The 25,125-nt window shown below is 36.6% G+C and carries 18 protein-coding genes; 3 read left to right on the forward strand and 15 right to left on the reverse strand.

The window, feature by feature from the left end; translation table 11 throughout:
• Window positions 1–81: 81 nt before the first annotated feature.
• Together ACO5V7_RS01800 and ACO5V7_RS01805 are read right to left on the reverse strand one after the other, a co-directional pair.
• Complete coding sequence (locus ACO5V7_RS01800; RefSeq protein ID WP_485484819.1) at window positions 82–2,208, reverse strand: pneumococcal-type histidine triad protein; 2,127 nt, start codon at window positions 2,206–2,208, stop codon at window positions 82–84.
• 133 nt (window positions 2,209–2,341) lie between these two features.
• Complete coding sequence (locus ACO5V7_RS01805; protein WP_485484820.1) at window positions 2,342–3,382, reverse strand: M42 family metallopeptidase; 1,041 nt, start codon at window positions 3,380–3,382, stop codon at window positions 2,342–2,344.
• Between the two features lie 167 nt (window positions 3,383–3,549).
• Between ACO5V7_RS01805 and ACO5V7_RS01810 the strand changes: the two genes are divergently transcribed.
• Window positions 3,550–3,993 (forward strand): DUF1307 domain-containing protein, encoded by a 444-nt coding sequence (locus tag ACO5V7_RS01810; RefSeq protein ID WP_298650030.1) that lies wholly within the window; start codon window positions 3,550–3,552, stop codon window positions 3,991–3,993.
• Between the two features lie 484 nt (window positions 3,994–4,477).
• Here the strand turns inward: ACO5V7_RS01810 and ACO5V7_RS01815 are convergent, their stop codons facing one another.
• The 12 genes from ACO5V7_RS01815 to ACO5V7_RS01870 form a co-directional block, all read right to left on the reverse strand.
• Window positions 4,478–5,812 (reverse strand): amidohydrolase, encoded by a 1,335-nt coding sequence (locus ACO5V7_RS01815; RefSeq protein WP_298650028.1) that lies wholly within the window; start codon window positions 5,810–5,812, stop codon window positions 4,478–4,480.
• Window positions 5,813–5,970: 158 nt separating this feature from the next.
• Window positions 5,971–7,056 (reverse strand): ABC transporter substrate-binding protein, encoded by a 1,086-nt coding sequence (locus ACO5V7_RS01820; RefSeq protein ID WP_485484821.1) that lies wholly within the window; start codon window positions 7,054–7,056, stop codon window positions 5,971–5,973.
• Window positions 7,057–7,083: 27 nt separating this feature from the next.
• Entirely contained in the window at window positions 7,084–8,106 is a 1,023-nt protein-coding gene (locus ACO5V7_RS01825) for an ABC transporter ATP-binding protein (RefSeq protein ID WP_485484822.1), read from the reverse strand.
• A 10-nt stretch (window positions 8,107–8,116) separates the two neighbouring features.
• The gene (locus ACO5V7_RS01830) at window positions 8,117–8,896 is read right to left on the reverse strand and encodes an ABC transporter permease (protein ID WP_485484823.1); all 780 of its coding nucleotides are present in this window, start codon (window positions 8,894–8,896) and stop codon (window positions 8,117–8,119) included.
• A complete protein-coding gene (locus tag ACO5V7_RS01835) occupies window positions 8,889–9,725 on the reverse strand; it encodes an ABC transporter permease (RefSeq protein WP_485484824.1) in 837 nt (278 codons plus the stop codon). The genes ACO5V7_RS01830 and ACO5V7_RS01835 overlap by 8 nt, the downstream gene beginning before the upstream one ends.
• 1,116 nt (window positions 9,726–10,841) lie before the next feature.
• Window positions 10,842–13,262 (reverse strand): phenylalanine--tRNA ligase subunit beta, encoded by a 2,421-nt coding sequence (pheT, locus tag ACO5V7_RS01840; RefSeq protein WP_485484825.1) that lies wholly within the window; start codon window positions 13,260–13,262, stop codon window positions 10,842–10,844.
• Window positions 13,263–13,275: 13 nt separating this feature from the next.
• Window positions 13,276–14,331, reverse strand: coding sequence for a phenylalanine--tRNA ligase subunit alpha (gene pheS, locus ACO5V7_RS01845; protein ID WP_485484826.1), 1,056 nt, complete (start codon window positions 14,329–14,331; stop codon window positions 13,276–13,278).
• 310 nt (window positions 14,332–14,641) lie between these two features.
• On the reverse strand, window positions 14,642–15,607 hold the full coding sequence (locus ACO5V7_RS01850) for a glycosyltransferase family 2 protein (protein WP_298650008.1): 966 nt from the start codon (window positions 15,605–15,607) through the stop codon (window positions 14,642–14,644).
• Window positions 15,594–17,147, reverse strand: a complete 1,554-nt coding sequence (locus ACO5V7_RS01855; protein WP_485484827.1) for a glycosyltransferase family protein — start codon at window positions 17,145–17,147, stop codon at window positions 15,594–15,596. The genes ACO5V7_RS01850 and ACO5V7_RS01855 overlap by 14 nt, the downstream gene beginning before the upstream one ends.
• Window positions 17,148–17,165: 18 nt before the next feature.
• Window positions 17,166–17,438, reverse strand: coding sequence for a hypothetical protein (locus ACO5V7_RS01860; RefSeq protein WP_485484828.1), 273 nt, complete (start codon window positions 17,436–17,438; stop codon window positions 17,166–17,168).
• A gap of 3 nt (window positions 17,439–17,441) precedes the next feature.
• Window positions 17,442–17,984, reverse strand: coding sequence for an NUDIX domain-containing protein (locus tag ACO5V7_RS01865; RefSeq protein ID WP_485484829.1), 543 nt, complete (start codon window positions 17,982–17,984; stop codon window positions 17,442–17,444).
• Window positions 17,985–18,095: 111 nt separating this feature from the next.
• On the reverse strand, window positions 18,096–20,219 hold the full coding sequence (locus tag ACO5V7_RS01870; protein ID WP_298649997.1) for a peptidoglycan D,D-transpeptidase FtsI family protein: 2,124 nt from the start codon (window positions 20,217–20,219) through the stop codon (window positions 18,096–18,098).
• 174 nt (window positions 20,220–20,393) lie between these two features.
• On the opposite strand from ACO5V7_RS01870, the gene ACO5V7_RS01875 reads away from it, so the two are divergent.
• Complete coding sequence (locus ACO5V7_RS01875; RefSeq protein ID WP_485484830.1) at window positions 20,394–22,991, forward strand: YfhO family protein; 2,598 nt, start codon at window positions 20,394–20,396, stop codon at window positions 22,989–22,991.
• Between the two features lie 27 nt (window positions 22,992–23,018).
• Here ACO5V7_RS01875 and ACO5V7_RS01880 read toward each other — a convergent pair whose 3' ends face one another.
• A complete protein-coding gene (locus ACO5V7_RS01880; protein WP_298649992.1) occupies window positions 23,019–23,627 on the reverse strand; it encodes a superoxide dismutase in 609 nt (202 codons plus the stop codon).
• 176 nt (window positions 23,628–23,803) lie between these two features.
• Here ACO5V7_RS01880 and ACO5V7_RS01885 point away from each other — a divergent pair, with 176 nt between their 5' ends.
• Window positions 23,804–25,108, forward strand: a complete 1,305-nt coding sequence (locus ACO5V7_RS01885) for a DEAD/DEAH box helicase (protein WP_485484831.1) — start codon at window positions 23,804–23,806, stop codon at window positions 25,106–25,108.
• Window positions 25,109–25,125 lie beyond the last annotated feature (17 nt).

Raw genomic sequence — 25,125 nt, forward strand, 5'->3', positions numbered from 1 at the left:
AGACCATTTGACATGCTTTTCATTCATATTTTCTTCCTTTTAATTTAGGAGATTGATTCCCAATTTCCTTGTTCTTTCCCACTATTTTTGCGTTGGCTCACTCGTCGTCTCACTAACGGCTTCTGTTGTAACTTCTTGAGAGGTTGAAGCTTCTGTTTCAGGAGCACTAGTGCTCTTTTCCTCAGTACTCTCCTGCGTAGAAGTAGATGTTGTCTCTGAAGTGCTTGATGACACTGTTGTTGCTTCAGTAGATTTTTCTTCTTCTTTTTGTTCTAAAATAGAGCTCTTTGGAATACTATTATCTTTATCCGCTTCATCTAACGTACCTTCAGAAAAATCTTTTGCTTCCTCTAAGATACTTAGCTCATCTGCAGAAGCCGGCGTCATAATGTCTTTTAGATTCTTACCAATGGCACCTTCAACTTTGCCATTAAAGTTCTTATGCGCTTCTTTAATGGCTAATTTAGTGCGATAAGATTCAATAATAAGCGCTTCAACAGCTGTTGTTCCAAAGTTCAAGCGTGAACCCATATACCGCTTGATAAGACTAGCCACTTCTTCTCTTAAAGCAGCTGGCAATTCTAGGTCAAGTACATGTTGTGTAAAGAAGTATAAATAGCGCATCCCTTCAATACTAATGCGGTCATTGGCATCCCGTAATGCTTGAATTAACGAAGCAATTGCATTCACTTGCGCTTCTTTTCCACTTTCTCTTGCTTTTGTAGCTAAATCCTTTAGCTCATCAGCAGTAACGCCATAGTCTTTCAATGATAACTCACTAATTTTACGAATCGTATCTTCATGAGTGGCATTCATTTTTTGCTCTTGTGGTGTTATCAAAATTTCAACATCTTGTTCTTTATTCACGACTTTCTTTTCAAAGTTTTCTAATCCTTTCATAAAGCCTTCCGTTGAATTTCCTTTTTGTTGTACTTGCTCTTTATATTCGTTTAAAGCCACTAAGATTCGATTTAAAGTAACTGGATCATCTTTGTATTTCTCTTGGGCGCGAGTTTTCACCTCGTCAATTTTTTGAAACACTGCTTCTTGATTCAAATCCCCTGCCACAAATGGTGGAACAATTCCAGGCAATTTATTTTTTTCGTAAGCTTCAATCCCATCTTTATTCACAATATTCATTGAATGACTATGATCTCCGTGTGGAATATCAAAACGTCCATTGACAATGCGAATCGCTGTACGAGAAATCCCCATACGTCTTGCAATTAAATCAATTTCCTGTGAAAGTCTCACTTCAGCAGGGATCGATGGATCAGAATTTGGTACTTCAAATCGTTTCAATGGAATAACCCAAGGATGGATATGATTTTTATCTTGCCCTTGTTCCATATTTTGAAAGGCAAATACTTTTCCAATATATTCACCTTGATCATTGGTGACTGATTCGAATTTGATACTATCTCTTTCTACACCATATGCATACGTAATATAATCCAAATATTTTTGAATTTCAGGAGATTGTAAAGTTAATTCTTTGTCCCCTGGTGTCGTCATATCTGAAGTAGACGTTTGAACAGTAGGTGTTGTAGACGTACTATTTTGACGCTGTCTTGAAGGAGTAGAGGTAGCAGCAACTGTCCCACTCGTTCCGCCTCCAGGATGAGAAGTAGGTTCATCATCAAAAGTATAATTGGCACTACCATCCCCACAGTCTAGTACATCATGGAAATGATCCCCATGAGGAATTCGGAGTAATTTACAAGTCCGTTTTCTCCCCGTTTCATCTTCTCTAGTAACAGTTTGAGCATTTGCCAGTTGTGAACGATAAATAAAGTGATAGTGATCACCGTGTCTCACCACAAACCCTAATTCATTTTCACTCACAATATCTTTTGGATTAAAAACATAATCATCATCTAAATGGTTGCTTTGGCTAATTTGTTTCTTCTGCTCATAAATCGCATCAGAAGGTGGAGTCCCAAATACAAAATGGTAATGGTCTCCATGTTTCTTTAGATACCCATTTTCAAAAACTTCTCCCACAATTGTTTTAGGTTTATTCTCTTTAATTTCCTTTGCGGCTTGTTCATACTTCGCCATCTGTTCAGGAGAAATCGTCGTTTCTTCAACCTTACTTTCTGTTACTTGATTCACTTGATTTTGTTGATTAGCTAAAATCATTCCTGAAGCAAAGACAAGCCCTAAGGCAACTGTCCCTCCTAGAAGTACCTTCTCTTTTTTATTCATTCATCTCCCACTTTCTTAAATCGTAAGTTTTACGTTTTAGAGTATACTATTTGATGGGAGTGCTGTCAACAAAGATATTCCAAACTTTGAAGCAAAAAAAGCCCTTCCCACAAATTTATGGGAAGGGTTACGGTTATTCTTCGATTAAATCACTTAATAAATAAGCATCTACTAACGATTGAGTCGCTTCAATAGAATCGATATGCGTTCTTTCATAAGAGTGACTTGATTCAATTCCTGCTCCTAGCAGTGCGTGTTTTACTTCTGCCCCAGCTCTCATCGCTGCAGAAGCATCACTTCCATAATAAGGATAAATATCTAGTTTAAAGGGAATCTTTTTTTCTTTGCAAAGACTGACTAACTGTTGACGGAAATCATAGTTATACGGTCCTGACCCATCTTTTACACAAATTGAAACCGTATATTCATCGGTTTGTTGGTCGTCCCCCATTGCTCCCATATCCACTGCAAGAAACTCAACCACTTCAGAAGGAATACTACTGTTAGCTCCAGTTCCAGTTTCTTCAATACAGCTAAACATAAAGTGAGTCGTTACTGGTAAGGTGATTCCTTCTTTTTTATATTTCTTCAATAAGGTAAGTAAAATTGCCGCACTAACTTTATCATCTAAAAAACGACTCTTAACAAATCCGGTTGGTGTGACAACAAATCGCGGATCAAAAGAAACAAAATCTCCCACTTCAATTCCTAAAGCTCGCGTCTCTTTTTCATTAGTGACTTTCTCATCTAATCGAACTTCCATATTGTCTTGACTGCGTTCAACTGTTCCTGCTTCTTTGTATACATGAACACTCGTTTGATGTAATAAAATCGTTCCTGAAACCGTACTTCCATTTGAGGCAATATGAACAGTACAATTTTCTCCTTCAATCATATTCCAAGCAAAACCACCAATACGATCCAACTTCAAACGTCCGTCTGGTTTCACCGCTCTTACAATCGCTCCAAGCGTATCAATATGAGCCGTAATAGCACGCTGTTCTTTATCATTTGCTCCTTCCACAGTTACAATGACAAGTCCCTTTGCTGTACGTTTTGGTTGGTATCCCATATTCGTTAACACTTCTATTAAATAATCTTGAACATCTTTTGTGTACCCTGTTGGGGATGGAATGGCTACTAATTCTTTTAAGAAATCGATTGTTTGATTCATTTTCTTTCCTCCATTTCACGATAATTGTAGTATAGCATACTCCTATAAAATCTAACTAATGAACATGCTTTTCTTTGGATAACCCCATCATTTTTAAAAAATATCTTGCATAATATAATCTTTAGTTTTATAATATATATATATTACAAATTGAAAGGATGAATTTCATGAAAAACAAATTGAAATTAATCGCTGTATTTTTCACAACACTATTCGTATTACTAGGATGCGGTAAAGAAGAAACCTCTTCATTTGAATTAAATCAAAATGGAGTAAATTCAGTTTTAACTTATTACTATAATAATGATTTAGTAACAAAACAAACTGCAACGAATACTTATGACCTAAAGAAATTAGGCGTAACTGAAGAAGAAGCTAAACAACAAATCGAAGCAGTGAATAACAAATATACTGCTATTGATGGCGTTACTGCTAGCATTGAATCTAAAGACGGTACTCTTATTCAAAGTTTAACAGTAGATTACGCTAAAGCTAAAATTTCTGAATTAAGAAAAGCGTTTCCTCAGGAATTCACCGGTGACGGAGATAAAATTAGCTTTAAAGCTTCTAAAGAAGCTTTATTACAAGCTGGATACAAAGAAAAGAAATAAAAGGATAATAATAAAACCGGAGGAAGATAATACTCTTCGTCCGGTTTTCCTATAATTAAAAAAGGAATCGAAGGACCTCTTGATTTTAATAGTGATGTATATATTCGTAAAAACACTTTTGACTACAATACACTCGACTTTATAGAATTAAACAAACCTAATCCAAAGAAATATCCAGCAAAAACGATACATTACTATAATTATAGCGAAACTGTTAAAAATTAGAACAATGGATACGTAAAAATAATCTCAGCCAAATGAATGCAGCACCAAAGACACTCCACTCCTTAAATGTCTTTGGTGCTATTTTCTTGTATAATTCTAGATGTATCATTTTTGATATCTTTCACTGTTTGTATCACGCACGATATGTATCATACAAGATACAAAATTACCATATACGGTAATTCCTTTGCCTCACTAATTACTCTTTCAATATAAAATTAATCCTTGAAAGTAATTTTTGATTCGTTTTTTGGTATGTTTATTCAAATGATAATTGTTTCGATAATTCGAAAGCATACTCTTCAAACATTGTCATTCCTTCCTTTAGCTCTCTTTGAAGTACTTCTAGTGTTACATTCACTAGCTTCTTGTTATCCACAATCATTTCCCCATTAATCCATACATCTTGCACATTAAAAGCATTGGCTGAATATACCAAGGCTGCATAGGCATCATGAACAGGAAACATATTCACAGATGCTGTTTCAACAAGCACGATATCTGCTTTTTTTCCTTCTTCGAGTGTTCCTACTTCTTTCTCGAAACCAAGTGCTTTTGCTCCGCCTTTTGTGGCTAATGAGACGATTTCTTTAGCTGGGAAGATACTACGATCATTTAGATGAGTTTTATGAAAATTAGCAACCATCCGCATTTGTGTAAATAAATCCAGAGTATTACCGCTACTTGGTCCGTCAGTTCCTAACCCAACAGTCACTCCATGGTCTAACAAATTACGAATAGGCGCGACTCCTTTTGCAGATTTGGTATTGGCACCGATGCAATGAACGACACTAACTTTTGGATACTTAGCTAGAATTTCTACATCAGATTCGGTCATCAAGATGCCATGCGCTAAAATGACTGGTACTTCGAAAAATCCAAGCGACTCTAAAAATTCGATTGGTGTTTGGTTATATGTTTTACGAAAATAATCGATTTCATAATTCATCTCAGAGACATGAAGCGTAATCGGAACCTGGTTCGCTTTAGCAAACTCCAGAATAGCTCTCATCACATCTTCAGTATTTGTATTTGGTGCATGAGGGGCAATTAATGGGTGTACAAGTCCGTCCCCTTTCCATATATCAACAAATGCTTGGGTATATGCTAGGGCTTCATCTGTATTTTGACTATCAGGAGTCTTCATATCGATAATTGTTTCACCTACCATAGAACGCATCTTCATTTTCTTCGCTACTTCAGCAACACTGGCTTCATAATAATACATATCACACATCGCAGTCACCCCTGCAAGCTGCATCTCCGCAATGGCATAGGCTGTACTCTTGGCAATTAAAGGCTTATCAACAACCTTTTGTTCCAATGGAAACAGGAATCGTCTTAGGCGGTCTGGACAATCATCTCCTAATGAACGGAATGGAATCATCCCACAATGCGTATGAGCGTTGACGAATCCAGGAAGTAAAATCCCCCCCTGTGCATCAATCCACTCATCTGCCTTGGTCTCTTCAAACTGATGCATTGAACCCACTTCAACAATTAAGCTCTCCCCCATTACTAAATACCCACTACGATATTCCGTGAAGGCATCATCCATTGTTAAAATCCATGCATTTTTATAACCAATCCTCATCACTGCCACTCCCATTCCTGTCTTTCTTATTCTAGTTGAATTCCATTATAAGAACAATCAAAACTCGAATTTAGAAGAACAAAGCCGCCAGTCTAACATTCGTCTAGCGGCTTTATCTATTTTCTTTTCTGATGTATTCTTAAATAGAATTCAACATTCTATTGGTTCAAGATTTTATTCCATTGATCAATCCAAGCTTTAAGGTTTTCGTTTACAAGTTTGAAATCAACTGTTTTCGCACGTTTAGCAACTTCACCATAAGTCATTGTTTTCACTTCGTCATCAGCTAATTTTACTTCTTTGTTAACAGGAGCTTCACTCAATGATTTAGCTTTCACTGCTTGGTTTTCAGCACTAATACGGTGGTTTACATATTTGTACGCATTTGCTTTGTTTTTCGCGTCTTTAACGATGTTCACTGTGTTGTAGTTTGCATAAGTTCCAGACTCAGGAACAGCTGATACAACATTTGAGTTCGCTTTTTTCACTGTAGAAATAGCAAAATCAACAACTACCGCAACTGTCACTTCACCTGCTTGGAACATATTTGCTAAATCACTTGATTTAGAATATGTCTTAACGATATTTGGTTTTAATTCTTCAAGTGCTTTGAAAGCTGCTTCCCCTTTATCATCTTTAAGAGCTTTTCCTCCTTTTTCTGCCGCTACAGATAAGAATAATGGCCCTCCGGTTGTTGTAATATCAGGTATTGCGATTTTTCCTTTTAAATCTGGAGACCATAAGTCGCTCCAATCTTTAATTTCACGACCAAGTTTTTCTTTATCGTAAACAATTGCAATACTGTTAATAGAGAACGGAATTCCTCCACCGTTTTGGAACACTTCTTTAGCCCCATCTGTTAATAAAGCAAGATTTGGGATTTCTTTTTCAGTCACCGTTTCAAATAATCCTTCTGTTGTTCCTTTTGTAGAACCTGATTGAGATAACTCGATAACGTCAATGTTACTTCCACCACTTTGAACTTTTGTTAAACGTTCTGAAGCATTACCGACTTCTAAAGTCACTTTAACTCCATTCGCTTCAGCAAATGGATTGATAATGTCACGCTCTACAATATCTTGGCTTAATCCGAATGTTGAAACAACTAATTCTGTAGAAGCGCCTTTTGAAGCCTCTCCTCCTGTTGTTGTTGCATCATTCTTTGGTAAATTCGCTTGGCTATTTCCACACCCTGCTAATACTAATAACGATGCTACTGCAATACCTGCAATTGATTTTTTCATTTGTGTACACTCCTTAAATTTTTTATTTTATAACACAATGACATGATTTTTAGGGAACTCTAGAGAGACTTTCGTTCCTACTTCTAAAACGGTTGGGTTGTTCACAAGAAGCACGCCCACTTCCGTTTTCACTTCATACTGATACACTTTTCCGATAAAGGTTCTTACTAAAATTTCACCTGGAAGAGCACCCTCACCCTCGTTCAAGAGTTCAATATGGTCTGGACGAATCGTTACCGTCACTTCTCCTTCCTTGGAATGCTCCCTCGTTTTTAGAACCGATCCATTCGATAATTGAACAGTGTAGTTTTCTTGTATCGTTCCTTTAATGAAGTTTTCAAATCCGATGAAACGAGCGACAAACTCAGTTGTAGGATGTTGATAAATTTCTTCAGGTGTTCCGTATTGTTCGATAATTCCATTATTCATTACGGCTACCTTATCTGAAATAGAGAAACATTCCTCTTGGTCATGCGTTACGAATAAAGTAGTAATCTTGAATTGTTGCTGGATACGTTTGATTTCTAGACGCATTTGAAGTCTAAGTTTAGCGTCTAAATTGCTTAACGGCTCATCGAGTAATAAGAGCTTCGGTTCAATGACTAGTGCTCTAGCAAGTGCCACACGTTGTCTTTGTCCCCCCGAGAGTTGTTTTGGATAACGATTTCCCATCTCTGATAATCCACACACTTCAAGTATCTTTTTGACTTTCTCATCAATCACTGCTTTAGTTTCTTTTCTAATTTTTAAGCCAAATGCCACATTTTCAGCCACTGTTAAATGCGGGAATAATGCATAGCTTTGAAATACCATCCCGAATTGTCTGTGATGGACGGGCACTTTTGTCATGTCCTCTCCATCTAATTCAAAGGTTCCGCTATTTTGACTAAGAAGTCCTGCTACAATACGGAGCGTTGTCGTTTTTCCACAACCACTCGGACCAAGTAAGGACACTAATTCTCCTTTTTCAATCGATAAATTTAAATCTTTTAAAATATGATGTTTATTATCATAAATCATATTTACATCTGTTAATTTTACAAATGACATACTTTTCTCCTTATGAAATGGAAGCTAAGCCCAACGTTTTTTCAATTGCAATCATAATCCCCATCGTCACAAACATTAAAATTACCGATAATGCTGAAACAGATGGATCGTAGTTGAATTCCATGTAACTTAATAAAGTCGTTGGGAGCATGGTTACTCCCGGCCCCGATAAGAACATCGATACAGGAACATTGTTGAATGAATTCACAAACGCTAACATAAACGCTGCGAAAATCCCTGATGTGATATTCGGTAAAAGCACCGTCGCAAATGCTCTCTTCTTCGTACATCCAAGCGTCCACGCAGCTTCTTCCATCGAAACATCAACTTGTTCCATACTTGAACCAATTACACGAATCACATATGGGATACTAATTAAGAAGTGCCCAATGAGCAGTCCCGGTAGAACTGGGAATTTAAAACTCACGACAATCATTTGATAGAGGGAATATCCTACGACAATCCCTGGAATCATTGTTGGGGATAAAAAGAAATCCTTCATTAATTTCTTTCCTTTAAATTGGTCTCTGGATAACACGTATGCTGCTGGAACCCCAATGACTAAAGCAAGGAGCGTTGCTACAATGCCAACTAATAAACTAAGTTGCAGACTCGACATGAAGGCTTTCGACGCGAGCGCCATAATATACCAGTCGATTGTGAATCCTTTAATCGGGAATGTAATGATAGCTTCAGTTCCAAAGGATGTAATCACGATAATCACAAGTGGTAAGAACAAGAATAAGAAGACAACAGTTGCAATCATTGTTAGTAATTTATTTTTACGCAATGTCCCCACCTCGCTTATCCATGGACTTCGCTAGCACATTCAATCCCTTCATCACAGCAAATGTAATAACAATCATAATAAGCGCAATTACACTCGCACTTGTCCAATCGCCAAGCGTTGTCGCACGTTGGTATAGCAATGTAGCTAACATCATCTTTTTATTTCCACCTAATAACTGTGGCGTCGTATATGCTGTGAGTGTCCCTGTAAACACGAGAATACTGCCGACAATCATCCCTGGAAGCGATAATGGCAAGATAATCTTGAAGAAGCCTTTTAAAGGACTCAAACCAAGTGTCGCAGCCGCCTCTAGTAAATCATCATCAATATTTTCCAAAACACCCACAAGCGTCATAATCATCGTTGGTAAGAATAAATAAACTGAACCGATAATAATCGAGAAGTCTGTATATAAGAGTGACATTGGCTCGTTAATTACACCAAACATCATCATTAAATTATTAATAACTCCGTTTTTACCAAGAATCGTAATCCATGCAAAGCTTCGAATAACAGAGTTCGTTAATAATGGAAATAGCGTTAGGGCAATCAGAATTCCTCTCCATTTCTTCGATACTCCAGAAATAACGTATGCTGCTGGAAGTCCAAACACTGCACAAAAGATAGTAACGATAAAGGAAATACTGAGTGTACGTCCTAACACCGCCATAAAATAGGAATCTTTGAAAAAATCAATATACAGTTGCAATGAAAAACTACTTTCTGGAAAAACCGTTGGGATCAAGCTACTTAGCAACGGAAGGACTAAGAAAAAGCACAATAGAACAATCCCAGGAAAGAGTAACGTATATCGAACGTTCTTTTTCATAAAACATCTCCTCGTTCGTTTTTAGATTTCTATTATACTTCTAATTTTCAATATTTTCAATATAGTTTTCAAAGAATCCAAACAAAATTTATATATACTCTATTCAATTCGTGTTTACCTGCTTTTTATTAAAATTACCAAATATGGTAATTTGCCCTCTTCTCTTCCTTCTCAACGAGCGTAGAAGAAGTATTTCTACTTGAAAAAACTTGCAAAATAAAAGTACGAATATTATCTGTATGATTTATAAAAACAAAGATTACCTTGGTTTCTATAATGCCAATAATAGCAAGTGTAATCGATGCGAAGCAGTAGGAGTTAGGAATTCATTCCATAACTAGAATAATGTATAGAATTAGACGAAGTAGTTGATTGGATTAAGCTTCATCACTTCTGATCCGCATAATCCTAATCAGCCTTGCTCCCGATAGGAACTGAAATGTAAGGCTCAACGCTTCCCATTTAGCGAGTATAGAACAACATTAGTGCTTTTAATGAGTTTCCTTATCAAAGTTCAAGGATTACAAAAAGAATCAGTTTATTGAAAGAATAGCGGGAATAGTATTGAAACGAATAAGCCGGAGTAAGGAATTTATTCCCTACTCCGGCTTTGAGGCTTCAAAGGCGAGAGACGCCAGCTCGAGACAGTGCCCCTTGATCTTCTTATTTTACGAGCGTAGAAGCAGTATTAGCACTTTATAAACTATCACAATAAAAAAGTACGAAGATTAGCTATCTTATGAATAAAAACAAAGATTACCTCGGTTTCTATAATAACCACAATAGCGAGTGTAATCGATGCGAATTAGCAAGAGTTAGGAATTTATTCCTTACTTAAAAAAACAATATAGAGTTAGACGCAGTAGCTGATTGCATTAAGCTTCATCACTCGTGATTCGCTTAATCCTAATCAGCCTTGCGGGGGTAAGACTACAAAGCAAAAAGGATTCACACTGTGAATCCTTTTTTGTCTTTGGTCTTACTCCCCGTTTGAGGCTCGATAAGATTGAGACCTTGGCCCAATCTGGTACAGCTATTGTCGTTATTATGAAGATAACCGAAGGTAATCTACGTTTTTATAGCACTACATAAAATAATCTTCGTACTTACATTATTTTAACGAATAGATACGTTTTCTAAGGCAACTAATGCTTCTTCTACGCGAGTCATGGCGGACTTAATAACGTCTTCCTCCAACGTCGCATTGCGGTTCACAAACAATAATGAATACGCTAATGATTGGAATCCTTCTGGTACGTGTTCCCCTTTATAAACATCGAACAACGTTACTTTCGATAAAAATTCACCAGCATTTGCATGGATCACATCCACTAACTCCGCATGAGTTAATGAAGTTGGTGCTAAGATGGCGATATCGCGCGTCATGCTTGGATATTTCGCAACAGATTGAATTACCACTTCTTGTAAGTTAGCTGCAAGTAATGGTTCCACATCTAACTCGAAGACGAATGTGTCTTGTAAGTCTAATGCTTTTTGAACCGATGGATGAACTTTCCCGATTAAACCAATCGCTTGGCCATCTAAAAGAATGCGTGCTGATTGTCCTGGGTGTAATTCTTCGATGTCTGTTAAAGGCTCAAAGCGTACACGGTCCAAGCAGTCTAGTTGTGTGAAATACGCTTCTAGAATCCCTTTTACAACATAGAAATCTACTTTCTCTGCTTTATGGTTCCAGTTTGCACTTGTCACGTCTCCTGTTAAAATACCCGCAATGACTTCGTTCTCGATGAAATCTTCATTGCCAGTAGTCCCTAATTTGAACACACGGCCTGCCTCGAATAATTTCACGTTGTTTTGTGAACGAGCCACATTGTATTGAACGGCTTCTAATAAACTTGGTAATAGTGATTGACGTAATTCGCTACGATCTTCACTCATTGGCCAGCTTAAACGCACGCTTGTTGCGTCTTTCTTCGTAAACCATTTTGATTTTTCTGGAGTTATTAATGCGTAAGTATATGCTTGTGAAAGTCCAGCTCCTTGCATGAATTGACGAGTGTAACGGATGAAGCGTTGTTTATCCGTTAAGCCACCCACTGTACTTTCAGTTGTTGGTAATGTTGCAGGAATCTTGTCGTATCCGTAAATACGTCCTACTTCTTCCACTAAGTCTGCTTCGATAGAAATATCAAATCTCCATGCAGGGATTGTCACGTCAAAACGTGTTCCTTCTACAGTTGTTGGATATTCTAATTGTGCAAATACTTGTTTCACTTCATCTAGTGTTAAGCTTGTTCCTAAAACGTGGTTTAAGCGTTCTAGAGTGATGCTCACAACTGGTAATTCTAAGTCAAAACTTTGTGCAGAAGCAAAGGCCTCTTTCACTGTTCCGCCACCAAGATCGGCAATCAATGCTGCAGCGCGTTTTCCAGCTTGAACTATGGTGGCTTTGTTAATGCCTTTTTCAAAACGAGCACTTGATTCGCTACGTAAGTTATGTTTTTGTGACGCTAGGCGAACTGCTTTAGGATCGAACAAGGCTGCTTCTAATAACACTGTATTTGTCTCGTCAGAGATTTCAGTGTCTAATCCACCCATTACTCCAGCTAATGCGACTGGTTGACCGCCTGAAGTAATCACGATTTCGTTTTCTAATGTACGTTCTTCTCCATCTAAAGTCACTACTGTTTCGCCTTCAGTTGCGCGACGAACATGAATCGCTTTTTCAGGTAATTTATCGTAGTCAAATGCATGAAGCGGTTGACCGTATTCCATTAAAATATAGTTTGTTACATCTACCAGATTATTGATTGGACGAACTCCAGCTGCGATTAAACGGTTTTGCATCCATTGTGGACTTGGAGCCACTTTAACTCCTTCGATTAAGAATGCGTGATATGCAGGAGTGTCTGCTTCGTTTTCTACAGAAACTTTGACAACGCCAGGAATTTCAGAAGACGTTCCTTTTTCAAAAGCATCTGGTTCTAAATTGTTCTTCAAGTTGTAAATCGCACCGATTTCGTGAACAGAACCGCGCATACTTAAGGCATCAGAACGGTTCGCAGTGATATCAAGTTCCACGATCGCTGAATCAAGCGCTAATGCATGAACGGCGTCGCTTCCGACTTCGATGCTGTCATCTGTGAAGACATAAATCCCCTCTTCGTATTCTTTTGGTACTAAGTTACTTGGCACACCGATTTCTTGTAAGGAACAAATCATTCCTTGAGATTCTACGCCACGTAATTTTCCGCGTTTAATTTTATGACCGCCAGAAATGCGTGCTCCGTGAGTCGCCACGATAATCTTTTGGCCTGCTGCGATATTTGGAGCGCCACATACGATTTGAAGAGGCTCTTCTTGTCCTACTTCAACCGTTACAACGTGTAAGTGGTCTGAATCTGGATGGTCAACGACTTTTGTTGCTAAACCAACCACTAGTCCTTTTAAGTCTTCGCCTGGAACCGTTACGCTATCAACTTCGATTCCTGTACGAGACATTTTTTCTCCTAATTCTTGAGGAGTGATTTGTGATAAATCAATATATTCATTTAACCATTCGTATGATAATTTCATGTTCTTCCTCCTCTTATGATTCTTTCGTAAATTGACTTAAGAAACGCACATCGTTTGTATATAATGAACGAATATCTTCAATTCCATATTTCAACATGGCGATACGGTCTTGACCTAACCCGAAAGCAAATCCCCCGTAAACACTTGAATCCACACCAGCAGCTTCAAGGACGTTTGGATGTACCATACCACTACCTAATACTTCAATCCAACCTGTTCCTTTACATACAGAACAACCTTCGCCACCACATTTGAAGCAGCTAATATCCACTTCTAGAGATGGCTCAGTGAATGGGAAGTAACTTGGGCGAAGACGGACTTCACGTTCTTCCCCGAACATTTCTTTAGCAAATGCCGCAAGAGTTCCTTTTAAGTCTGACATCGTAATGTGTTTATCGATCACAAGACCTTCGATTTGATAGAACTGATGTGAGTGCGTCGCATCATCGTTATCACGACGGAATACACGACCTGGACTTAACATCTTCAATGGGCCTTTTGTAAAGTCATGTTTTTCCATTGTACGAGCTTGTACTGGAGAAGTTTGTGTACGAAGTAAGTACTCTGGAGTGATGTAGAATGTATCTTGCATATCACGCGCTGGGTGATCTTTTGGCAAGTTCATCATCTCGAAGTTATAGTGGTCTGATTCCACTTCTGGTCCTTCTACCACTTGGTATCCAAGGCCGATGAAGAAATCTTCCACTTGGTCTTGTACGTGCGCTAATACGTGCGCAGTTCCACGTTCCATTGGGCGTCCTGACATTGTGACGTCAATCGTTTCAGATTGCAACGCTTCTTCTAATGCTTTTGCTTCAAGCACTTCTTTAACAGAAGCAATTTTTTCTTCTAATACAGAACGTAATTCATTAGCAAGAGCCCCAACTTTTGGCTTCTCTTCGTTGGCTAGATTTTTAATGTTTTTAAGAACTTCCGTGATAGGTCCTTTTTTTCCTAATTGTTGTACACGAATTTGATCAAGCTCTTTTAAATTTGTTACTTCTTCTAATGAAGCAAGCACATCTTTACGAATCGCATCAAACTGTACTTTCATTTCTTCTAAATTCATTGTATTCCTCCTTATAAAAATAAAAATCCCTTATAGCCAATAGACTATAAGGGACGAAATTTCGCGGTACCACCCTTGTTCCTCAAGACTTGCTCAAGACACTTGGACGCTATTAACGGGGGCGACCCGAACCATTATTCATCAGTGAATCCCAATGGTCACTCCGGAAGCGAAAAGTTTGAAACGTGACTTGGAAGACTTGCAGTCAGGATCTTCCTCCCTGAAAAGTTTTGTTAAAAACCCTTTTCCATCAATGTGTTTTCTATATATGTTTTATCCTATCATAATGAATTCAAAATGAAAAGAAAAACTAATCTTTTTCATCATATGTACGCTCATCAATAATATATCGAGGACGCTCTTTTGCTTCTAAATAAATCTTACCAATGTATTCACCAATAACACCAAGACTGATTAATTGGACACCACCTAATAAACTTACAATGACATACGTACTTGCCCAACCAGCAACAGAGTTATTAGAAAATTTAGCCCAAAGCACCCAAATGATAAGAGCAAAACTAAAGAAAGACGTCAATACGCCAATCGCAGTAATAATACGAATTGGTTTAATAGATAAACTTGTGATTCCATCAACAGCCAACCCAAGCATCTTACTGAGTGGATAATGACTCTCCCCTGCAATTCGTTCATGGCGTTTATATGTCACGTAGGAATACTTAAATCCTACTAGCGGCATAATGCCTCGAAGGAATAAGTTAACTTCTTTAAATTTCTTTAACTCGTGTATAAAACGTTTAGAAACAAGGCGATAATCCGCATGATTGAAGACTACATCCGCTCCAAATAAATGCATTACCTTATAGAATCCTTCTGCCGTAATTCGTTTGAAGGCAGAGTCAGTATCACGATTATCACGAACACCATATACAATCTCTGAACCCTCTTTATATTCAGCAATCATTTTATCCATGCAGTTGATATCATCTTGTCCGTCTGCATCGATGGTTATGACGATATCCGCATATTCGCTAGCTTCGTGCATTCCTGCTAGAACTGTACTTTGGTGTCCTCTATTTCTACTTTGAGAAATACCTACAATATGTGCATTTTCGTTTGCATATTGTTGAATCAGTGACCATGTCGCATCTTTACTACCATCATTAACATACATCACTTTACTAGATGGATGAACGGCTCCAGTATTAATCAGAGATTCGATTTTCTCTACAAACATTGGATTCGTATATGGCAATACTTTTTCTTCGTTATAACATGGAATAACGATATATAAAATTGGATTATTTCTGTTCATTTTTTTCTCCTAATCCTCTAAACTTCATCAGTAAGGGAAGTTTATCTAACTTTTGAAAAATTGTCTGTAAACCTATTACAGATAATACTATAAAAATGGGTGAATACGTATATATATATCTTGCGCGCGACTCAAACAATGATTCAAATAAGAAAACACCTATTAGAGTAATCCAGAGTAAGATTACTACTTCTTTGTTTTCACTAGTATTGTAAAAAACTGTTCCTAAAATCAGCATCAAAATTACTATCCACAAAGTTTGAGTAATTCCTTCAAAAATATAGCGATATTGCCCCGTGTCGTAGTATAAATTTCTTGTTAACATTGCAATAAAAGAGTCGTTTTCAAATATTTCGAAAAAGAAACTTCCTTCTCTTCCCCAAGCAAATGTACCATCATTAAAATTATTCAAAGTTTTTTTGATTTGGTGTTTTACTAATCCCCAGCCTCCGAATACTCTAATTCTTTCTTTGGCAATTGCGATATCATTTTTTTGACGTTCATTTTTATTGTTGATTCCTGTAGATTCATAGAAATCCTTCGCCGAATATCCCCCATCTGTTACAGTATTTAACCCCATTTTGAAAAAATGATGATAGGTCATTTCCGCTTCGGGGTTAAGTGAAAATCCTGCATTATTATTTACACTTGTTACAAACAATCTAGTACAAAAAGCTGTTACAACGACAATGCCAATAGTAAGAAGCAGTTTGGAAAATTTAATATTTTTGACAAATAAAGTTATTATTACTAAACCAATGGCTAAAATAATCGAGTGTGGTTTTATTGCATAACCAATAATTGAAACGAATGCTATAAAGGCTACTCTCAAGTAATTGAGGAATACATTTGATGATTCCATGACATATAAATACAACATTAAAATAGGAAAAAATAACCCAAAAGAATCTGAATAAGGAATAGATGTCCATGGAGAAAACCATAACAAAATAATGTAAAAAAGATAAGCTATAGAGGAAAGCATTTGGTTTTGTGTTATTTTTTTAGTAACTGTATAAATCAGTATTCCTGTTATAACATTAATAACAGACTGAATCGATAATATAAAAAATAAAGAGTCCTCTGAATAACCAAAAAAAGTTGCCCATTCGATTAATTTTGAATAAATTACTGTAATAAAGATATTATTGGGATACATCGAATAATAATCATTATTAAGATTTGAAAAGTTCTTATTTGCTAACTCAACAGCATTATTAAAAATTTCTAAAGCATCCCAATTAGTAATAAAAAAATAACTAGACAATAAAACTAACTGCAATAAAAGTAGTATTAAAGGTAGTAATTTAAAAAGTTTTTTATTAATTTTAATATTTTTTAAAACTAATATAACTAATATTAAAGACAACATTCCAAAAGTTAACCATATTAAATTATAATCTGAAATTCCTAGCTTATAAGCATAATCTATTCTAAACGAAAATAGACACAATAATAGCACTGTAAAATAAATACTAAAAAAAAGAAACTTCAAAAAGTAAGTTGTCCATTTTGATATAAAATCAATTTTATATAACATGACACTGTCCTTTCAAATTTAAAAGAAATATTGAATTATAAGGATAATTATTAAACAAATAGCAGCCGCTCCTAGCCACATATTTAAGAAATGGTTATATTTTCGTAGTCCTGATTTTGGAGTTCGTTGAACTTGAGCGGCGCTTGTTTCCTCTTCAACATTAAGTCCTAATTCATCTTTTAATGAACCTTCTCTATGTTCTCCGCGGAATTCTTCTACTTCTAATTCTCTCTGTTGTTTTTCTAATTGCTCTTTATACGATTTTCTCGTTAATAAAGGTTCATTTGGCATTGATTATTCTCCTTTATGCATCCAAGCATATTGTGCTGCAATAATTGTCTTCGCATCAGAGATTTCGCCTGCTTGGATTTTTTTCATCACTTCTTCCAGTGACATCCACAAGATTTCAACAAATTCATCTTCATCTGCAGGTTTCGCATTTTCTTTAATGCTCACATTTTTAGCTTGGAATAATGTAATTTTCTCATCGCAGAATCCAGGGGTAGAGACCATTTCCATCATCTTCACCCATTCTTCGGCAACTAGGTTTGTTTCTTCTTCTAATTCACGTTTTGCGGCTTCTAGAGGCACTTCTTCCTTCGAGTCTAATTTTCCTGCTGGAATTTCCAAGAAATGCATTTCTAATGGTTTTCTATATTGACGAACGAGTAGCATCTTTCCGTCACGAATCACGAGTACTGCTACTGCTCCCGTATGAAATACGAGGTCTCTCGTAGAAGTTTTCCCATTCGGTAGCTCTACGATATCTTGTGTTACTGTAAAAATACGCCCTGAATATTTAATATCTCTTTGAATTGTTTTTTCTGTAAAATCCATAATTTCGCCTCCATTTTGCTTTATTATAATTGGTTTTAAGCATTTCAACAATCGATTTTACTAAACTTTAAAGACAAAAAATGAGTGATAAAACTATCACTCATTTTCGAATTATTGTCTGTTATTTTGTTGTACTTGTGTATTTACTGTTGCAGCATTGGTTTCAGAATTACTTTTTTTACCAAAATACGCTTCATACACTTTTTTAGCAATTTTAGCAGCATAATCTGATGGCAATCCATCTTTAAAGTATGGTGCTACTACAGACACAACAATTTCAGGATTATCATACGGAGCGTACGAAATGAATGTTGAGTTTTCTACAGCCTCATTCTTATAAGCAGGATTTGGCCCAGAATAGAATGCTTCTACAGTCCCTGTTTTACCAGCCACTTCAGGAGAATAATTTTTGAAAGTAGAAGCAGATGTTCCGTTCTCCCCATGAGTAACACGGTATAACCCTTCTTTAATATGATCTAGAATTTTCTTTTCGACTTGAAGGGTATTCATAATTTTGGTTGGAATGACATCCTCTAGATTTCCAATTCCACCTTTAGGGCTCGTTTCATGAATTTCTTTCACTAAACGAGGAGCAATACGTGTTCCTCCATTTGCAATGGTCGACATATATTGAGCTAATTGAAGCGGTGTATATAAGTCAAACTGACCGAACGCAAAGTCAAGTGCAGAAAAGGCATTGGCTGTTCCACCATTATATCCTTTCCCTTCATTCGGAAGATCAATTCCGGTTCTTACACCCAAACCAAACTGAGCATAATACTCACGTAATTTATCAAATAGGCTTAAATTGATATTCAATTTTCCACCCTTCACGTATTCTGCTTGTCCGCCCATTTTCATCGCTAATTTAATCATATATACGTTTGAAGAGCGTTCCAATGCATCTAAATCTGTTAATTCAATTTGTCCATTGCGATTAAACCATGAACTCTTCGGTTTAGAAGCTTCAAATTCAATCGGTTCATCGACTATTTTATTATCTTCAAGCGTCAAAGCTCCATCCATATAACCCAATAGAACCGTCGCTGGTTTAACTACTGACCCCATTCCAAATGAGTTGTTAATCGCTCCTAAAGCATCGTCTTCCACTCCATTGGATTGGAAATTCCCATCAAATTTCTTTTTCTTACCCGTAATTCCTAGAACGTCTCCATTTTTAGGATTCATTACAACGATATACACGCGGTCAGCAGCTGGGTCCGTCATTTCTTCAACAGAAGTTTTAGCAATTTCTTCTATTTTTTTCTGGAACTCAGTATCAATGGTTAATACTAAATTGGAACCTGCTTTCCCTGGATAAGTTTCGTTATTTTTGATGACTTGTCCTTTTGTATTCGTTTGAGATTGAACGACAGTCTTAGAACCACTTAAAACATTCTCATACTGTTCTTCTAAATAACTCGTTCCGACACGATCATTGAGTGAATAGCCTTGAGCAAGTAATGATTTTACTTTTGAAGAAGGTAGCCCTGTTTTTTCAGAGGAAACCGTTCCAAGGATTGTTTTTAACATATCCCCCATTGGATACTCACGGTCCCAATCAGAATCAATATCCACGCCACGAAGCTCGCCTAATCGTTCACTGATTTTTGCGACTTCTTGTTCGGTTACTCCTTCATTTTTGAGCGTAACAGTTGAAAGAGAATAAGCACTATTCATCTTTGTGAAAATAGCAATCACTTGTTTTTCAGCTTCACTATAGTTTAACTCATCTGAAGGAATATGAGCTAATTGCATCTCATACGTTTGACTTGAAGAGAGGTTTTCTTTTGAAATTTGTTTCTTTTCTTCAGCCGTCAGTAATCCATCTAACTTGTCAGGATTTAAAGCTACCCAATAATCTTTCAAATCACGCTCTTTTAATTCAGAAGTATCGACTGAAATCAATGAGGTTAATTTTTTGGCGATTTCTAACATTTTTGAGGCTTTCGCATCTGCAGGTCTTGTATAGTTAATCGATAATTTTGGCTTGTTTCCTACTAAAACTCGACCTTGGCTATCATAGATAGATCCTCGAGGAACAGCTTTTTTGGAAGTGGTTGTTTCAGTTCGTTGAACGAGAGCAACAAACTCATCCCCTTTAACTAATTGGACATACGCCAAACGGCTAATCAACGCAATAAATGAAAAGAATACAATTAAAAATAATAAATTTAAACGAAATGGAATATGTGATTTTTTCTTTTTGTTTTTTGATTTTCTTTTATTCAACATAATAAACTCCATGCATATTCTAGTAACTCATAATAGTATACCATAAATTCCTATTTGAACTATATAAAAAGGGGTTAATTAATTACTAAGATTTTGGACTTTACTACCAAATTTTTCGTGCAGCAAATCCAATAACGTGCTATGCTATCATTGAATACAACTAAGGAGGTCCCTATGAAATCTAAAAGCAATTGGAATAAAAGAAAATACTATAGCCTTAGTATTTTAATCCCCGTATTCCTTCTACTTTTTATATTTATTCTTTTTTCAATGACTCCTTTTGGAAATCGTACCTGGCTGACCGTCGATTTGGGGCAACAATACGTCGATTTCTTTGCTTATTATCAGGATACTCTATTGCATCATCCTGAACAGTTCTTTTATAGCTTTTCCAAATCCATCGGTGGAGAGATGGTAAGCTTATGGTCTTATTATTTATTAAGTCCCTTTAACTTGATTTTTCTTATAATTCCAAAATCACATATTACAATAGGAGTCTCACTTCTAATTCTCTTGAAACTCATTTTTTGTACGGTCAGCTTTGCCTATTTTTTGGATAAGAAATTTGGAAAAAGAGATTTGAACGCACTTCTATTTGCACTTTCTTATGGGTTTATGAGTTATCTATCGGTTAATCAACTCAATATCATGTGGCTAGATGCCTTGATTGGTCTTCCACTCATTTTATTAGGGGTTGACTCGCTCATTAACAATGAAAATCCGATTCAGTATATTCTTCCATTGGCAATCACCGTTTTAGCTAATTATTATACAGGATATATGATTTGCCTCTTTTTAGTGTTTTATTTTCCTTATGCCTACTTGCTTGAAAAAGGAAGCTTTCAATGGAAGGATTTTCTTAAAACCGGAGCTCGTTTTGCTTTATACAGTATATTAGCGATTGGGCTCATTATGATTGTTCTACTTCCTAGTGCTTATAGTTTACTTGGAAGTAAAGGAGCAGCAAAGCAAAGCATATGGTCTCTAAAATCAGAATACAATCCTTTGTTGATGCTATCAAAATTATTCATTGGTAGTTTTGACTTTCAGCAAATGCCTAAAGGATACCCAAATATTTTTGTTGGTAGCTTGGCACTCTTTTCCTTTTTTACCTATTTTACTCATAAGAAAATTAGACTCGCTGAAAAAATCATCGCCTTTGTCATTACTCTCTTCTTTTTAGTGAGTTTTAATATCGATTTTTTAGATCGAATTTGGCATGCTTTTCAACTTCCAAATTGGTATCCTTACCGTTTCTCATTCTTATTTAGTTTCTGGATTGTTTTCATTGGGTATCAACAAACATTGAAATCCTCAAAGATTTCGATGTTTGAAGCTTTTACATTTTTCTTTTTTATGCTTAGCATCAGTATTGGTTTTATCCTTTATCCCCAATCCTACCTTCAATCTTGGCAAATCGTTCTAGGGTTTGGAATTTCAATGGGTATTCTCTATGGATTAATTGCTCAAACCAGATTCCAGAAGCGTTCTCGTAAGTTATGGATTAGTTTAGTCCTCATTGAACTTGTGTTGAATAGTGGGATTAACTTGGCTAGACTGGGATATGTGATGAATTCAGATTTTACAAACTATCAAGCTTCTTTGGAACTTTGGAGCAAATCTCTATCAGCGCCTGACAACACGTTCTTTAGAAGTGAAAAAACAATTGCGCGTTCCAAAAACGATAGTCTTCAAGTTCCTACTTACGGTATATCTCATTTTTCATCTACCTTTGAAAAAGAAAGTGAACGTTTCTTTGAAGCTATCGGTGTTCGACAAGGGGTTGCCTACGTAAGTTATAGTAATGGAACGTTATTAACGGATGCCCTTCTTGGAATTAAAACAAGTTTTATAGCAAATGACCAGGCTGCTTATAATCATCGCTGGGAAAGAAAAGATTTAGAAACGATGGACGTTGCACAGCAATTTGAAGAAGGTACTGTTGTTCAAAATGACAATGTTCTTTCTATTGCTTATCCAATGAAACCCATATTAAAAGCGATGAAGGTTCCCGTCAATCAGCCGGTTGTCATGCAAAACCAATTATCCAATGCTCTTGTAGGAACCCATTCACCAAAGGATATTTTCACGAGAATTCCTTCTCAAATGGCTTACAGTAATATTAAAGGTCGCCCTTTTGCTCACCAAACGATACAGTTGGAAAATAGTAAAGAAAAAGGGAGCATTACATTAACCTTCACGCCAGAAACCGATAATCCTATCTATTTAGAATTAGCGGGAGATATGGAAGAAGATAGTTTCACGATGACCCTAAATGGAAAAGAGTATTTCTTTTATCCTGTTGAATCAAGACCCGTTCTTTTAAGTATTGCTACCAAGAAAAAAGGAATCCCTCAAACGATAGAGTTCACGATTCAAAAAGATCAATTTTCATTTTCTAGGTTAGGTCTGTATTCCTTAAACGAAAAAGTATTACAGGATAGAATTCAACAGACGAAAGCTCAAGAATTAAAAATAGATACCTTCTCCTCTACCCATTTTTCTGGAACGATGACGGTAGAAGAAGAAAGTACAGTTTTAACGACGATTCCTTACTCAATTGGATGGACGGTTCGTGTAGATGGTCAACCTGTAGAAACTTTTAAAATTCTCGATTCTCTTCTTGGATTTAGTATTTCCCCAGGAAAACATTCTGTCGAATATCATTATAAGACTCCTTATCTGATTGAAGGTTCGATGATTAGCTTTGCTTCTATCATTTTTATTATTCTAATTCTGTTAAACAGACGCAAAAAGACCGATGACTCTTAGGAGACATCGGTCTTCGTTTTTTATAGATTATTTAGCAGCTTCGAAACGACGAGCTACTTCATCCCAGTTCACAACATTCCAGAATGCTGAAATGTAGTCTGGACGACGGTTTTGGTAGTTTAAGTAGTATGCATGTTCCCATACATCTAATCCTAATAATGGAGTTTTGCCTTCTGATAGAGGGTTATCTTGGTTTGGAGTAGAAACGACTTCTAATTTTCCGTTAGAAAGAACTAACCAAGCCCAACCAGACCCAAAACGAGTTGCTGCTGCTTGTGCGAATGCTGCTTTAAATTCGTCGAAGCTTCCGAATGCTTCGTTGATGGCTGCTAGTAAAGCACCTTCTGGAGCTTTTGCACCTTCTAGAGATAATTGAGTCCAGAATAAGCTATGGTTTGCATGTCCACCACCATTATTGCGAACAGCTACACGGATATCTTCTGGAACAGTGTTTAAATCGCTAATTAATTCTTCAACTGTTTTTTCGAATAATTCAGGATGTTTTTCTACCGCTGCATTTAAGTTTGTAACATATGCATTGTGATGTTTATCATGGTGGATTTCCATTGTACGTGCATCAAAATGTGGTTCTAATACGTCAAATGCGTATTCTAATTTTGGTAATTCATAAGTCATTACTAAATTCCTCCTAATTTTTAAATACAGTTTTGAAAACTGTTTCTTTCTTTAAATATCATACCATCCACTAAACACCATAGGCAAAAATTATGCCCACTTTCCCAATTCCACCTTTAATCCTCAATTTATGGTATAATAATCCCGCTACATAGAGAAAGAAAAGAGATGAAAACATGAAATTTAGAGAATACGCATTACAGCCTTATTTGCAAAAAGCATTAGCTGACTTAAAATTTACACAACCAACCCCTATTCAAGAACGCATCATTCCTCTTTTATTAAAAGGAGAATCCGTGATTGGTCAATCGCAAACAGGAAGCGGAAAGAGCCATAGTTTCCTATTACCACTCATCAACAAAATTGACCCTAGTCGCCAAGAGTTGCAATTAGTGATTACAGTCCCAAGCCGTGAACTCGCCGAGCAATTAACAGCTGTAGCAGCACAATTGATTACCTTTAGTGATACAGAAATTCTATTAGAAAAATGTATCGGTGGTACCGATAAAAAACGTCAAGTAGATAAACTGACGCAAACACAACCACATATCGTAATTGGGACACCGGGTCGTATTTTTGATTTAATGCAAGAGAATGCCCTCTTTGTTCAAACGGTACAAATGATGGTTGTCGACGAAGCGGATATGACATTTGACTTAGGGTTCTTAGAAACTGTGGACGAGATCGCGTCTCGTATGCCAGAAAACTTACAAATGTCTGTTTTCTCTGCGACGATTCCAGATAAAATCAGACCATTCTTGAAGAAATACTTAGGCAATCCAAAGGTCGTTCAAATCGAGAATACACAACTCATTTCACCAACGATTAAAAATCAATTGCTTGTAACAAAGGCTCAAAATCCAATGGACGTTCTTCGTCAATTACTGGTGATGGGACATCCTTACCTAGTCCTTATTTTCGTCAATACGAAGCAAAAAGCTGATGAAGTGACAAAAGACCTTCGCAATCATAACTTCAAAGTGGCAACGATTCACGGAGATATCCCTTCAAGAGAACGTCGCCGTGTGATGAAACAAATCCAACAAATGGATTATCAATTCGTGGTCGCAACGGACCTTGCTGCACGTGGAATTGATATCGAAGGCGTTTCTCATATCATCAACTTAGAAATTCCTGGGGAATTGGAATTCTTCATTCACCGAGTTGGTCGTACGGGACGTAATGGTTTAGAAGGAACAGCCATCACATTCTACACACCAGACCAAGAGCAAGCCATCCAAACATTAGAAGGAAAAGGTATTTCTTTTGAAACGGTTGAATTAAAAAATGGTGAGCTTGTAGAAAGTTATGACCGCTCTCGTCGCGAGAAACGTAAAAACACACAATCAAAAGACTTGGATCCACGCCTCAAAGGAATGATTAAGAAGGCGAAGAAAAAAGTAAAACCTGGCTACAAGAAAAAACTTGGGCAGGAAATCCGTCAAAAACAACGCAGACAAAATCGTACAAAAAATAAATAGTACAGATTACTTTCCTT

The organism is Granulicatella sp. (assembly GCF_057274575.1).